We start from the raw sequence: 14,190 nt of genomic DNA, 5'->3' as shown, positions 1-14,190 counted from the left end.
CTTCATGTTAGTCAGCCGCAGCCAGGCCTGTGTTCTGGGTTTGTTGCTCACCTCGGTCAGCCACCCCGCGTGGGCGCAGGACGCCAGTTCCAGAATGCTGCTGGAGCAGGGCCGCTATTGGCAGGCGCATGACAAGCCCGATCTGGCCGCGCAGTCCTGGTCGAAACTGCTGCTGACCGACCCGAAGCAGCCCGAAGGCCTGTATGGCATGGGGTCGATCGCCGTCGGCAAGAAGCAGTTCTCGGTCGCCAACGACTATCTGGCGAGACTGCGCGCCGCGGCGCCCGACAGCCGCTACGTGCCGCTGCTCGAGCAGGACTTGCGTCTTGCGGTGGAGCCCGGCAAGTCCACGTTCGCCAAGGCGCGGCAGATGGCGCAGGACGCGGTCAACCAGAACGACCCGAAGGCGCTGGCGGCGGCGATGGCGCAATACGACAAGGCCCTGGGCGGCAAGCCGCCGCAAGGCAGCGTGGCGCGCGAGTACTACACCTTCCTCGGCTATACGGAGGGTGGCGTGGACCCGGCCATTCAGGGCTTGACGCGCCTGGACGCGCAAACGCCCAACGATCCGTACACCCTGTTGGCGCTGGCCCAGCATCAGGTGCGCGACGAACGCGAGCGCGCGGCCGGCGTCGCCTTGCTGGAAAAGCTGGCCGTGCGGCCGGACATCGGCGGCGCGGCCACGGAAGCCTGGCGCTCCGTGCTGACCTGGGTCACGCCCACGCCGAAGAACCGGTCGTGGTTCGAGGACTATCTGAAGCTGCATCCCGATGACGACGAGATCCGTCATCAGCTGCTCTCGCCGCGCGCGCCTGGCGCCGCCGCCGTGCCGGTCATGGACCCGCGCCTCACGCGCGGCTTCGCGGCGTTCAAGGCGGGCGACATCACGACCGCCGAGCAGTCGTTCACCGACGTGTTGCGCGACAAGCCGAACGACACCGACGCGCTCGGTGGCCTGGGTCTGGTGCGCATGCAGCAGGGCGACCTCGCGCAGGCGCAGACGCTGCTCGCGCGCGCCGTCGCGCGTCCGGGTGCCGGCGCCAACTGGAACAAGGCGCTCGCTTCGGCGCGCTACTGGCTGCTCGTGAATCAGGCCGAAGGCGCGCAAAGCGTGGGCGACTACGCCGCCGCGCGCAGCAAGCTCGACCAGGCGCTGCGCATGGACCCGGCCGAACCGGGCGGGCGCAACGCATCGGCCCGCCTGTATGCGGCGCAGGGCGATCTCGCCCATGCGGAAAAAGTCTACCGGGAGGTGCTGGCGGCACACCCGAACAACCGCGAAGCGGTGAGCGGGCTCGTCGATATCCTCGCGGCAACGGGGCGCGCCGACGAGGCCCAGAAGTGGGTCGACGGCATGTCGCCCGAGCAGCAGGCCGGCATCGGCGGCCTCGATCGTCTGCGCGCGGCAGTCGCTTCCGGGCGTGCCGACGCCGCCGAGCAGCGCGGCGATCTGGACGCGGCGCACCGCATTCTCGAAGACGCGCAGCGCGCGGATCCCGACAATCCGTGGCTCCGTCTGGAACTGGCGCGCTTCGAACTGAGGCAGGGCCATGCCGACGAGGCGCGCGAACTCGTCGATGGCCTGCTCGCGTCGAACCCGGACAATCCGGACGCCCTCTACGCGAGCGCGCTGCTGGCGATGCAAATGGGCGATTGGACGCGCGCGCAGGACACGATGGCGCGCATCCCCGCTGCCGCGCGCACGCCGAACATGGTGGCGACGGCGCAGCAGATCGATTTCCAGGCGGTGGCGGCGCAAGCCTCGCAACTGGCGCGCGACGGCAATCTCGACGACGCGCGCAACATGCTGGCGCGGCTCGAGGCGTCGGCGGGCAAGGACCCGGCGCGGGTGAGCGCGCTCGCCCAGGCCTGGGTGGACGCCGGGAACCTGCCGCGCGCCATGGCCCTGATGCACGGGCTGATGCTTGATTCGACGAGGAGCGGCGTGAAGGGCGGCGGTCCCGATATGCAACTGGCCTATGCGGGCCTGCTGCTCAAGACCGGCCAGAACGTTCAGGCCCAGGAAGTGATGCGCGGATTGCAGACCGTGACGCTGACCGCGGACCAGCGCCGCCAGCTCGACGATCTGAATTATCTCTACGCCGTGCGTCTCGCCGAACAGCAGCGCCAGCAAGGCGATCTTGCGCAGGCTTACGACACGCTCGCGCCGGTGCTCGCGAAGCGGCCCAACGACAGCCTGGCCAACGCCGCGCTTGCGCGCATGTATGCCGCCGACGGCCAGTACGGCAAAGCGCTGTCGCTCTATCGGAAGGCGCTCGCGAACGACCCCGACAATCCGGGGCTGCAACTGGGCGTGGCGATGACGGCGGTGCAGGCCGGCAAGGGCGGCGTGGCGGACGCAGCCCTGAAACAGGCCATTGCGAAGGCGCCGAACGATCCTGACGTGCTGGCGGGCGCCGCGCGCATTTACGTCATGCAGGGCAAGACGCGCGAGGCGCAGTCGCTGCTGGTGAGGGCCATTGCCGCGAAGGAACAGCGGCTCGGCGTGCAGGCGCAAGGCGCCCATGTGGCGGGCAATCCCTTCGTGCACGACGACGATCGCCGCCGCCGTGCGGCTCGCGACAATCGCCGGAGCGCGGCCAATGCGCTCGCGGCACAAGGCACCGCAGGCACCGCGGGCGACGCAGGCGCCGTGTCCGACGGCGCGCTCGCGAACGATGCGGCAACGATGCCCGGCCTCGCGTCAACAACGGCGTCCGCGGCGTCCACGGCGGCGGGCGAGCGTTCGCCGGTGCGCGCGTCCGCGCTGCCTACGGTGGCCGGCACGCCGATCGGCGAGCGGGCGCCGCAGGACGCGGTGGCCACGAGCGCGCCTCAGGAGGGCGCCATTTCGCTCGACGACATGCGCAACGAACTCGACGATATCCGCTCGGAGCGCTCGCCGGAAATTCGCGGCGGCCTGTTCGTCGCGTCGAACAACAGCGCCGGCGGGACCTCGCAACTGACGAACGTGCAGCAGCCGCTCGAAGCCTTGCTGCCGGCCGGCAACGGCAAGCTGTCGTTGCGCGTGACGCCGGTCGAGCTCGAAGGCGGCACGCTCGGCACCGATGTCTACAGCAGCAGCCAGTTCGGCGGCGGGCCGGTGGCGGCGCAGGCGCAGAAAGACGGCACGGTCGCGGCTCCCGGCGCGCAGAGCGCTTACGGCGTGGGTCTGGGCGTTGGTTATGAGACGCGCAAGTGGGCGTTCGACATCGGCACGACGCCTTTGGGTTTCCAGTACACCAACGTGGTCGGCGGCGCGTCGTTCAAGGGCAGCATCGGCGCGAAAGACGGCGGCTGGTTCAACGCGGGCGTGTCGCGCCGGGCCGTGACCGACAGCATCACGTCGTTCGCCGGTTCGACCGATGCGCGCTCGGGCCTGAGCTGGGGCGGCGTGACCGCCACGGGGCTGCATGGGGCGATCGGCCTCGACAATCAGGACTACGGTTTCTACGGCTACGGTTCCTTGAAGTACCTGGACGGCCATAACGTCCAGTCCAACGAGGGCGCGGAAGTTGGCGCGGGCACGTACTGGTACCTGCTTCGCAGTGCCAACACCATGCTGACCGTAGGCATGAACCTGAGCGGCGAGTTCTACCGCCACAACGAAAACAACTTCACCTACGGCAACGGCGGCTATTTCAGTCCGCAGCGCTTCTATGCGTTCACCGTGCCGGTCACCTGGGCGCAGCGCTCGGACCGCTGGACCTACAAGCTGCAAGGGTCCGCAGGGCTGCAGTACTACCACGAGGCCGGCGCGCCGTATTTCCCGACCGACGGCACGCTGCAGTCGGCGGCCGAATCGGCGGCTTCGACGCTAGGCTTGAGCGATGGCGCGGTGCATCCGGCGCAGTCCAAAACCGGCATCGGCTACAACCTGCTGGCCGCGGCGGAATACCGCTTCAGCAATCACCTCACGGGCGGCGCGTCCGTGGGGGCCAACAACGCGTCCAGTTACCGCCAGTGGGTGGCCGGACTGTATCTGCGCTTTAGCTTCGCACCGCAAACGAAGTCGCTGGACATGCCGGTCATGCCTTACCAGTCGCATTACAACGATCAGTAGCCCGATCGATTCGACGATCGATCGTTTTTCAGGAGTCACAGATTCATGCTTGCTTCCGTACTTGCAGGTCTCAGCATTCTCATGATTGGCGATAGCCATTTGAGCGAGCCCGGTTATCTCATCGACACGTTGCAGGACCAGCTGATCGCCGCCGGCGCGCAGGTGCATACCTACGGCGTGTGCGGCAGTGCGCCGGGCGACTGGGTGAAGTCGGTGCCCGGCACCTGCGGCGGGGCCTCGCGTAACGGCAAGTCGCCGCTCGTCGTCGATCACAACGCGAAGACCCAGCCGATCGATCAGCTGGTCGCCGCGAACAAGGCCAACCTCGTCATCATCGTCGAAGGCGACACGATCGGCGGTTACGGCAAGGACGACTTTCCCAAGAGCTGGGCGTGGCAGCAGGTCACGGCGCTCACGCAAGACCTGGCCGCCAGCAAGACGGCGTGCGTCTGGGTCGGCCCGGCCTGGGGCACCGAGGGCGGCAAGTACCAGAAGACCTTTGCGCGCGTGAAGCAGCTTTCGTCGTTTCTCGCCACCAATGTCGCGCCGTGCCAGTACATCGACTCGCTCACGTTTTCGAAGCCGGGCGAATGGGCGACCGTCGACGGTCAGCATTTGACGACGACCGGCTACAAGTACTGGGGCGCGGACATCATGAAGGCGCTGGTTCAACTGCCGGCCGTGCAGCAGCACAAGTAAGGCGCCGCCGCCTCGCGACATCGAAAGAGTGGAAGAACAATGAAAAAAGTCCTTTTCCAGCCGCTGCGCTTCGTTTTTCGCGGCCTCGCGCTGGCCGGCTTCGCGCTGGCCGCGCAGTCCGTCATTGAACCGGCCATGGCCGCCGATATCCCGCTGTACCCAACCGGGCCCGCGGAGGATGCATCGTTCGTGCGTTTCGTCGACGGCGGATCGCAGCCGGTGGACGTGAGCTCGGCAGGTTCGAAAGCCCGCCTGACACTCAATGCCGCGAGCCCGGCCAGCCACTTTTTCCCGATCGCCGCGGGCAAGCCGGTGGCCGGAACGCTGACGGCGGGCGGCGCCCACCAGGATGTGAGCGCAACCGTGCAGCCCGGCGAATTCGTCAGCATCGTGGCGCTCGACGGCGCGCAGAAAGGCGCGCGCTCGCAGGTCGTGACGGTGCGCGAAAAACCGGACGACTTCAACGCGCTCAAAGCCTCGGTGGGCTTTTACAACCTCGATGCGCGCTGCGCCGCACCCACGCTGAAGGTGCCTGGCCGCGACATCGTGCTGCTCGACGGCGTGGCCGCGGGGCAGGGCAAGCGCCGCCAGGTCAACCCGGTCGCGCTGTCGGTGCAACTGGCGTGCGGCGGCCAGCCGGTGGGCCAGCCGCTGAGTCTGGGCACGCTCGTGGCGGGACAGCGCTATACGGTGTTCCTCGTGCCGGCCGGGGCGCAGTCGCGCATCTTTTTCGCGAACGACGCGGTGAGCCGCTGAGCGCATGGTCTTCGCGTCCCTCGAATTCCTGACACTGTTTCTGCCGGCCTTTCTCGCGATTTACGTCGTATCGCCCGCGCGCTGGCGCAACGCGGTGCTGCTCTTTTGCAGCTGGTTCTTCTACGCCTGGTGGAGCCCGGTCTTTCTGCTGCTGTTCATTGCGCTGACCTTCTGCGGCTGGCTCGGCGGCGTGGTGATCGACAGCGCGCCGAGCCCGCGTGCGCGCGGTGGCTGGCTCGCGGTCTTCATCGCCGTGAATGTCGCGATCCTGTGCTGGTACAAGTACGCCAACATCGTGGTCGATAGCCTCGACAGCGTGCTGGCGGCGGGCCATGCGGGACCCATTCCCTGGCAGCACGTCGTGTTGCCCATCGGGCTGTCCTTCATCGTGCTGCAGTCCGTTTCTTACCTGATCGACGTGCAGCGCGGCACGGTGCCGGCGGACCGCAGCGTGATCCGCTACGGCGCCTATCAGGGAATGTTCGTACACCTGATCGCCGGGCCGATCATTCGCTACGCCTGGGTCAAGCGCGAGCTGGTGTCGCGCACGGTCGACTGGGACGCTTTCGCGGCGGGCGCGCGGCGGCTCATGGTGGGGATGAGCATGAAGGTGCTGGTGGCCGACACGCTTTCGCCCATCGTCGACGCGGTCTTTGCCATGCACGCGCCCACGCTTGCGGACGCGTGGCTTGGCTGCGGCTTCTACACGCTGCAACTGTTCTTCGATTTCGCGGGCTATAGCGCGATGGCCATCGGGTTGGGGCAAATGCTCGGCTTTCGCTTTCCCGAGAACTTCAATCATCCGTACCTCGCGAGCAGCATTCAGGACTTCTGGCGCCGCTGGCACCTCTCGCTGTCGAGCTGGATTCGCGACTACCTGTACATCCCGCTAGGCGGCAACCGCGACGGCGAATGGCAAACCTGCCGCAACCTGTTGCTGACCATGGCCATCGCGGGCCTATGGCACGGCGGCGATAGCTGGAACTTCCTGCTGTGGGGCGTCGCGCATGGTGTGGCGCTGACCGTGGCGCGCCTGTGGCGCCGCGCCGGCATGGCCGCCGTGCCGCTCTGGCTGTCGCACGTGCTGACGATCCTGTTCGTCATGCTGGCCTGGACGCTGTTTCGCGCGGTGGGCTTTCACGCGGCGCTCGCCATGTACCGAGGCCAATTCGGCCTGAACGGCATTGGCCTGAGCGACGCGACGCTCGTGCTGCTGCGGCCTGTGCATGGGCTGGCCGCCACGCTCGGCATCGTCTGCGTGCTGCTGCCGATCTGGCAATCGCGCTGGGACCGCATGGCCGATACGTCGCTGGGAAGGCTGTGGCAAGCCGGGTGGCCGCTCGCGGGCTTTCTGCTGTCGTTCGGGTTGATTGTCGCGCGTGGCGCGGTGCCTTTCCTTTACTTCCAGTTCTGACGCCATGGACGATCCCAAGCCGCTACCGCAATTGCCCGCTACGCGCGCCGGCAAGGTCGTTGCCGTCATTCTGATGGTGTTTCTGTTCGCGGGCCTGTGCTTCAATATCCGCTTCGCCGCGACGACGGCATCACTGTTGCCTCACGCGCCCACGCGTGCAGGCCTGCTGGACGGCGCCGTATCGAAAGAAGTCGCCGGCCGCATGGCCGATACGCCGATCGCGGCCGACGCCGCACGCATGCAGCGCGCGCTGGGCTGGCTCACTGTGGGCGATCTGGGACCGCGCGTGCGGCAGGGCTGTCCCGGCTGGCTATTCCTGCGCGACGAACTGAACGTGTACGCCGACGGCGAGCACCATCTCGCAACGCGCGCCGCTACGGTTGCCGCCGTACAGCGCGAACTGGCGCGCCACGGTATTGCGCTCGTCGTCGCCGTGGTGCCCGACAAGTCGCGCATCGAAGCCCAACATCTGTGCGGGCTCTATCGGCCTGCATCGCTGGGTGCGCGGCTTTCTGACTGGACATCGCGTCTGGCCGCCGAAGGCGTGCCGGTGGTCGACCTCGCTTCAGCGCTGCGTAGTGTGCCGGGCGACGCGTTCTTCCGGACCGACACACACTGGACCCAGGACGGCGCGGGCGCTGCGGCGCAGGCGCTCGCGCAGCATATTCGGGCGATGCGCGAGCCGCTGGGTTCAGGCATTTCGAGCCAGCCCGGCTACCGTGTCGCCGGCAAGCCGGCCGCCCGTCGGCCCGGCGATCTCGTACGACTGGCCGGGCTCGATGCGTTGCCGGTCTCGTGGCAACCGAGAGCGGAGATCGTGGCCGGCCGCGATTACCTTCACGTAGCCCAGGCGGCTGCGTCGGCAGACGATCTGTTCGGCGATGCCGACCTGCCGGCCATCGCGGTGATCGGCACGTCGTATTCGACGACGTCCGATTTCGTGCCCCAACTGGCGTTGGCGTTAGGCAAGGGCGTGGGGAATTTCGCGCGCGAGGGTGGCAAGTTCGGCGGCTCGGCGCGCGCTTATTTCACTAGCGCCGCGTATGCGCAGACGCCGCCCAAACTGATCGTTTGGGAACTGGACGAACGGGATTTGCAGGCGCCGCTCGAAGCGGAAGATGATGTTGTCGTGCCGAAATCCGGTGCGGTCGGCACGGTGGCTTCGCGTTGAAGCTTTCACGGCCAGGTACAGTTAGCGCCAGTGGCCGTTGAGCTTGACGTAGGTTTCGTCCTTCAGCTTTTGCCGACCGGGCGCTTGCGCTGCCGAGTGAACGCTTCCAACACCGGCAGCCGTTTCAGCGCCAACCCATGGGCCGTCGAATGGTCCACTGAAAGCACACGTTCCGACGCCTGTCGATGCACTGCGCCAACAATCACATGCCGTTGGAGTGGCAGTGTGCCTGGAGGCGTCGGGCGGCGCGCTTCTAAGCTTTCAGCAGCTCCGCTGCAAAAGAATTGGCATGCGCTACGGCCTTTTGCGCGTCGGGAAATACGCCGAGCTGTTCCCAGCGCTCTTCGACCGCGTAGGTCCCTTTTTTCGCGAGCGCACGCTGCACGCACAATTGCGCCGCATAGCGGCCATCCTCCAATGGCTGAGCCCTCGCAATGATCTTGTGCGGAGGGCTGGATCGTTCTGGCTGAACCAACTCGACCGGCCCCTCGGGCGCGCCGATATCCTTCAACTCGTTCCTGGCGTGGCAGTCCGGGCAGTAGAAGCACCAACCCGCGTCCTCGTGACTGGCTCTGACTTGCCCGCGAGCCAGCACGGCACGGCATTCAACGTTTTCGCAGATGAACGGCATCGCAGTCTCCGGAGTTGTTTGGAGAAAAGCCTAGCACGTCCTTCGTTGACCAACCATTGGCAATGTTGCCGTGCCCGACGCTCGGGAAAACCCTCGGCCGCACGCGGGCGAAACAGCTCAGGTACGGTCCGTCAGGCTGCGCTCGCGACGCTCCACGTCGCCCGATGGGTGTTCCCGGAGAAACTGACCTCTGCGCCGAACGGCAGCGCGCAGTCCTGGGTGTAGAAGAAGAACCACGTTCCCTCGCGGTCAAAATACGCCCGGAAACAGGGTGAATCGTCACGCACTCCCGGCGCGTCTGAACAGCGAAACCAGTAGGTGATTCCATTCAGGACACCGTGGGAAAAGCGGTGTGAAGGGACTTCATCGCAGGCCGGAGATTCGAAGGCAAGGGCGCGGCTCACTCTTCCACCAGGCAGGAGTACGGTCACTTCGCCGGCCACGCGATCCTCGAAGGTGGGGGCCGTGCTATTCGGAGCCGGATCGATGGCGTCGCCACCCGTGCCAGGACACTGAATCAGGGAGCGAACGTGCGCGAGGTGGAAAGACGGCGAAGCTTTCGATCCTTGGCGAAAGGGCTTGATGTTGTCCACGTTGCGGCTCCTGTGCAATGGGTTTCTCGGGTGCAACTGGAGCATAGGATTTCACCGGCTGGAGGCCTGCGACCAGGCGGCGCGCATTGAGGCTCCACTCTAATTATTGGCAGGGTGGCCGCCCGTCAATGGCATGAGATTGATATGTCTACTAACGTTTCGCGCGGCTAAAGACTCACAGGTTTACTTTGCATGCGAACTATCTATATAATTCGCATGCAAAGTAAATTCATGGAGAGCACGATGACTGCGGAAATTCATGTCGATCAAGCCGACGGTATTCTGACGATTACGCTTGCCCGGCCGGACAAGAAGAATGCGCTGACGAATGTGATGTACGGCACGTTGGCGGACATCATCGAGAACGCCGAGCACGACAGCACGATCCGTGTATTGCTGCTGCAAGGGGACGGAGACATGTTTACCGCGGGCAACGATGTGGGCGAGTTCGCCGCAATCGCAGCGGGAAAGGGGCCGGCTGAGCGGCACGTACATCGCTTTTTGCATGCATTGGCGAAGTCGAGCGTGCCCGTCATCGCGGCAGTCCAGGGCAAGGCAGTCGGCATTGGCACCACCATGCTGCTGCACTGCGACTACGTGCTGCTCGCACCCGACGCGGAGCTGATCACCCCATTCGTCAATCTCGCCCTCGTTCCCGAGGCGGCGTCCAGCTGGCTGCTGCCGCTGCGCATTGGCCACGTCAGGGCCTTCGAGATGTTCGCGCTGGGCGAACCGCTCGACGCGCCATCTGCTGTCGCGTTGGGCATCGCGAACAAGGTCTGTGCGCAGGGGCAGCTACGGGATGACGCGCGCAGGATGGCAGAAAGAATCGCCGCAAAGCCGGCCGGCTCACTGAGCGCCATGAAAAAGCTCATGCGCGACGCCGAGGCGCTGGTTGTGCAGATGGACAGTGAGAGTGCAAAGTTCCAGGAACGGCTGGCTAGTGCCGAGGCAAGGGAGGCATTCGCGGCCTTTGCCGAAAAACGCAAGCCGGACTTCTCCAAGGTTGCGCAGCACTAGTCAATGCCTGGCTGGCGGCTGCGGATCGGGTTACGCGTCGCCGTCTTCGGCGAGCGGAAACCTGGTCTGCAGGCTGGTCAGCCACCGCGCCACGACGTCAATTTCCGCTTCCGTAAAGCCTTCGGTCAATTTCGCGTTCAAGTCTTTCATGCGAAGCTTTGAGCGCTGGCGTGCGGTGCGTCCGGCCTCCGTGAGCCACAGGCGCGACACCCGGCCATCGTTCTCGTCGGCACAGCGTTCGATCAAGCCGGCTTTTTCTGTGCGGTCAGCGAGACCGCTCATTCCCGGTGCGCCCAGATCCAGCGCGGCAGCGGCCTCGCTCATCAGCGCGCCGTTGCGCTCACCCAGAAAGAACAGCAGCCCCGCTTGCGCGGCTGTCACGCCGCCACCGGCGGCGCGTGCTTGCGACCACCGTTGCAGTCGACGCTGTCCGACATTCAATAGATAGACGAGGCGATGCTTCATTTCGCGGCAGAGAAGGTTGAGCGATTTAGTTCGCGCGCGAATGATATCACGCGCGAGGGTCGGCATCTTCCTCTGTGACTTCCCTGCCTTCTGCTGCCTACGCGACCTTGCGAGTCAAATCCACTTGCCCCGAAGCGCCGGCGCTCAGCTCGGCGCGGTCCGACTCAGGCACCTCGCCCGCGCGCCGATGGATGTCGTGCGTGACGAAGCCTTGTTCGCGGCTCGGTATCGCGAACCAGTCCGGATGCGCGAACGAGGCGCGAATGTCTTCTACGCCGCTCGACCAGTGCTCTTTCATCGTGTCGGCACTGAATTCGTAGTCCTTGTAATGCCCTTCGTAAGGCTTGTTCTTGTAGATCAGGTGGACCACGTTGATCGACGAACCGTCGGCCACCTTTTCGGCGAGCCGGAAGAGGGGATCGCTGCGGCGCGCCTCGGCGGGCACGTGCTCGAGCAGTTCCTTGATAAAGCGCGCGTGCTTTTGCCGGTCGGCAAGCATATTGGTGATGGCGCGCGTGCGGCTCGAGTATTGAATGTCCTTGGCCCGCTCGGCCACGTCCATGAAATCGGCGGGCACGGTGCCGCTCGCGCTCCAGAGATCGACCTGGAAGACGAGCGTGTCCTTGTGGTCCGCGTCACGCAGCACTTCCGTAAGCGGGGTGTTCGACACGAGGCCGCCGTCCCAGTAATATTCGCCGTCGATTTCCACAGCTGGAAAGCCCGGCGGCAGCGCGCCGGATGCCATGAAGTGCTCGGGCTCGAGGCGCATTTTCGCGTTATCGAAATACACGAGATTGCCGCTGCGAACATTGACAGCACCCACCGACACCCGGATTGGGCCATCGTTGATACGGTCGAAATCGGCGAAACGTTGCAGCGTCGACTTCAATGCGGCGGTGTCGTAGTAGCTCACGGCACTCGGCGTTGCCTTGTGCCAGCCCGCGATGGGCAGCGGGCGGCGCGGTGCGAAAAAGCCAGGCTGGCCCTCCGTGATCGCGCGGCCTGCGGCCCACATGCTAGCCCAGCGGCGCGCCAGTTCCTGATGGCTGAACATCGGCATGGCGAGGGCGCTGAGGTTGCCGAGCCAGTCGATCGGATGGCAGATCGACTCCCAGAAGCCACGCAACGCTTCTACGCGCTGCGCAGGCTCATTGCCCGCGATGATCGCCGTATTGAGCGCGCCGATCGACACGCCCGCGATGCGATGCGGCTCGACGCCCGCCTGCGCGAGCCCTTCGAACACGCCGGCCTGATACGACCCGAGCGCGCCGCCACCCTGCAAAACAAGGGCGATTTCGTCGTAGCGCGGCAGCTCAAACGGCTTGCGCTCCGTGCGTGCGGTTAGTGTGCTGCTGCGCATACGTTCTCCCTTCGTTCGTTTGTCGCTTAGTGCATCGACCAGCCGTGCGTGACGAGGACCGACTGGCCCGTCAACGCCGCCGACCCAAAGCCCGCGAGGAACGCGACCGTGTTGGCCACGTCGTCGAGCGAGGTGAACTCGCCGTCCACGGTGTCCTTGAGCATCACGTTCTTCACGACGTCGGCTTCCGAAATACCGAGCGCCCTGGCCTGCTCGGGAATCTGCTTGTCGACGAGCGGCGTGCGCACGAAGCCCGGGCACACGACGTTGGCGCGCACGCCGCGCGGGCCGCCTTCCTTCGCCACAACGCGCGCCAGGCCGAGCAGACCGTGTTTCGCGGTCACATACGCCGCCTTGAGCTTCGAAGCCTCGTGCGAATGCACCGAGCCCATGTAGACGATCGAGCCGCCCTTGCCGCTCGCGTACATATGCTTGAGCGCGGCCTTGGTCGTGAGAAACGCGCCGTCGAGATGGATCGCGAGCATCTTCTTCCAGTCGGCAAACGCAAACTCGTCGACGGGGCTGATAATCTGGATGCCCGCGTTCGACACGAGCACGTCGATCCCACCGAAGACTTTCGCAGCTTCTTCGATGCCGGCGTTCACGGCTTCCTCGTTGGTCACATCCATCGCCACGGCAAGCGCCTTGCCGCCTGCGGCCACGATGCCGTCCGCCACCTTGCCGGCGTTGGCGAGATTGAGGTCGGCAATCACGACTGCCGCGCCCTGGCTCGCAAACGTGCGTGCGCAATGTTCGCCAATGCCGCTCGCGGCTCCCGTGATGACTGCCACCTTATCTTTCAAAGACATACGTATTCCTTACTAAGTGAAATAGATAAAAAGATCAGGCGATCTCGGTTTCGGCTTCGTCCAAGGCGGCGCCGCGGCTCGCGCCGTGGTTGGATGCGTCGGCGAGATAGTCGAAGGCGACTTCGCCGATGTCGAGCGTGAGGTCCGCAATGACGTGGCGGGCGCCCACCACGCGGCGCACGGGCAGATCGGCGACCGGCGCAAGCGCGTGCGGATGCAGTTCGATGGCGGCCGGGCCGCTCCATGCGCCGCGCACAGTCACGTCGCGCAGGTAGAAGCGCACGAGTTCGCAAATGCGTGCTGTGCCGTCCACGTGCGGAATGATCTTGAGCAGATAATTGGGGGTGTCGGCGAGCTTGCGGCGCTCGTCTTCGCTATTGAGCACATGATGCTTGTAGCCCATCGTGCCGGTCGCGATGCGCTGCGTGCCGTAATCGAGCGTGCCGAGCAGCGTGTCGTTGCCGTCGACCGCGAGCACGGGGCGTGCGAGCTTCTTCGGGAAGCCCCAGATTTCACGTCCGCCGGCAATCGGGCCTTCGTCGTCGAGATACATCGAATGCGTGTAATTCGCGAGACGGCCTTGCGGATCGCGCACGGAGATCACCTGGCCGCTTTCGGTGTAGTCGCCGAAACCCGACGAGTCGGGCATGCGGATGAATTCGTAGTGGACGAGATTGTTTTCGGGCTTCAACGGCTCCGGCACGATGGCGCGCAGCGCATCGGGATCGGTTTCGTAGGTAATGATGAAATATTCGCGATTGACGAAGCGAAACGGCGGCCGCGGATACGCGGGGTTGTGCATCGGCATTGCGAAAGCATCACGGCGGATTCTTGCCAGATCCATACTGTTCTCCAGGCCAGGTTGCGTGAAAACGTCGCAACAGATGGTAAGGGGAAACCATGACACAATCGCATATATGGCGATAAAACACCGTTTCGATTTCGTTAAATAAAAAGGAAATTGAAAGTTTATTGGCCATAACGCGGTTATTTTCAGGTAATGAATTCGGCCTCGCATTTGCCAATTTCCGGCGCTTAATCAGCGGATTACGTTTATTTGCGTGAAAACGTATGAGGAATGCCGCGCTCAAAACACGAAATAGATTAATGCGTGGATCGGGAGGGGCGGCCAGCGACCGTGCACGAACGCCGCGTCGCGCCCCGACCTGCAGCACAGGCGATGTTGTAATACATCTTTTGGGTTGTCTG

12 protein-coding genes are annotated in these 14,190 nt (G+C 65.0%); 6 read left to right on the top strand and 6 right to left on the bottom strand.

Annotation, left to right across the window (positions count from 1 at the left end; translation table 11 throughout):
* The first annotated feature begins 4 nt into the window (after nucleotides 1-4).
* Genes U5A52_RS19820 through U5A52_RS19800 form a run of 5 tightly spaced genes read left to right on the top strand, consistent with a single transcriptional unit; the run spans nucleotide 5 to nucleotide 8,103 of the window.
* Nucleotides 5-4,063 carry a cellulose biosynthesis protein BcsC gene (locus U5A52_RS19820; RefSeq protein ID WP_321935916.1) on the top strand — a complete coding sequence of 1,353 codons (4,059 nt, stop codon included), beginning with the start codon at nucleotides 5-7 and terminating at the stop codon, nucleotides 4,061-4,063.
* A gap of 45 nt (nucleotides 4,064-4,108) precedes the next feature.
* Nucleotides 4,109-4,762 (top strand): SGNH/GDSL hydrolase family protein, encoded by a 654-nt coding sequence (locus U5A52_RS19815; protein ID WP_321911086.1) that lies wholly within the window; start codon nucleotides 4,109-4,111, stop codon nucleotides 4,760-4,762.
* Nucleotides 4,763-4,801: 39 nt separating this feature from the next.
* Complete coding sequence (locus U5A52_RS19810) at nucleotides 4,802-5,518, top strand: cell division protein FtsQ (protein WP_321935915.1); 717 nt, start codon at nucleotides 4,802-4,804, stop codon at nucleotides 5,516-5,518.
* 4 nt (nucleotides 5,519-5,522) lie between these two features.
* Nucleotides 5,523-6,932, top strand: a complete 1,410-nt coding sequence (locus U5A52_RS19805; protein ID WP_321911082.1) for an MBOAT family protein — start codon at nucleotides 5,523-5,525, stop codon at nucleotides 6,930-6,932.
* Nucleotides 6,933-6,936: 4 nt separating this feature from the next.
* A complete protein-coding gene (locus U5A52_RS19800) occupies nucleotides 6,937-8,103 on the top strand; it encodes an alginate O-acetyltransferase AlgX-related protein (RefSeq protein WP_321935914.1) in 1,167 nt (388 codons plus the stop codon).
* 253 nt (nucleotides 8,104-8,356) lie between these two features.
* Here U5A52_RS19800 and U5A52_RS19790 read toward each other — a convergent pair whose 3' ends face one another.
* Both U5A52_RS19790 and U5A52_RS19785 read right to left on the bottom strand, forming a co-directional pair.
* Nucleotides 8,357-8,734 (bottom strand): hypothetical protein, encoded by a 378-nt coding sequence (locus U5A52_RS19790; protein ID WP_321911079.1) that lies wholly within the window; start codon nucleotides 8,732-8,734, stop codon nucleotides 8,357-8,359.
* A 131-nt stretch (nucleotides 8,735-8,865) separates the two neighbouring features.
* A complete protein-coding gene (locus tag U5A52_RS19785; RefSeq protein WP_321935912.1) occupies nucleotides 8,866-9,327 on the bottom strand; it encodes a hypothetical protein in 462 nt (153 codons plus the stop codon).
* Nucleotides 9,328-9,570: 243 nt separating this feature from the next.
* On the opposite strand from U5A52_RS19785, the gene U5A52_RS19780 reads away from it, so the two are divergent.
* Nucleotides 9,571-10,347: an enoyl-CoA hydratase-related protein gene (locus U5A52_RS19780; RefSeq protein WP_321911075.1), complete on the top strand. Its 777-nt coding sequence runs from the start codon at nucleotides 9,571-9,573 to the stop codon at nucleotides 10,345-10,347.
* A 30-nt stretch (nucleotides 10,348-10,377) separates the two neighbouring features.
* Here U5A52_RS19780 and U5A52_RS19775 read toward each other — a convergent pair whose 3' ends face one another.
* The 4 genes from U5A52_RS19775 to U5A52_RS19760 all read right to left on the bottom strand — a co-directional run bounded on the left by U5A52_RS19775 (nucleotide 10,378) and on the right by U5A52_RS19760 (nucleotide 13,825).
* Nucleotides 10,378-10,812 (bottom strand): MarR family winged helix-turn-helix transcriptional regulator, encoded by a 435-nt coding sequence (locus U5A52_RS19775; protein WP_321911326.1) that lies wholly within the window; start codon nucleotides 10,810-10,812, stop codon nucleotides 10,378-10,380.
* A 97-nt stretch (nucleotides 10,813-10,909) separates the two neighbouring features.
* The gene (locus tag U5A52_RS19770) at nucleotides 10,910-12,172 is read right to left on the bottom strand and encodes a patatin-like phospholipase family protein (protein WP_321935910.1); all 1,263 of its coding nucleotides are present in this window, start codon (nucleotides 12,170-12,172) and stop codon (nucleotides 10,910-10,912) included.
* Between the two features lie 26 nt (nucleotides 12,173-12,198).
* Nucleotides 12,199-12,981 carry a 3-hydroxybutyrate dehydrogenase gene (locus U5A52_RS19765; protein WP_321935909.1) on the bottom strand — a complete coding sequence of 261 codons (783 nt, stop codon included), beginning with the start codon at nucleotides 12,979-12,981 and terminating at the stop codon, nucleotides 12,199-12,201.
* 34 nt (nucleotides 12,982-13,015) lie between these two features.
* Nucleotides 13,016-13,825: an acetoacetate decarboxylase gene (locus U5A52_RS19760; protein ID WP_321911070.1), complete on the bottom strand. Its 810-nt coding sequence runs from the start codon at nucleotides 13,823-13,825 to the stop codon at nucleotides 13,016-13,018.
* Nucleotides 13,826-14,190 lie beyond the last annotated feature (365 nt).

It is taken from the genome of Paraburkholderia sp. J8-2, from assembly GCF_905220195.1.
Lineage (GTDB): Bacteria > Pseudomonadota > Gammaproteobacteria > Burkholderiales > Burkholderiaceae > Paraburkholderia.
This window is presented reverse-complemented; position numbering and strand designations above follow the sequence as displayed.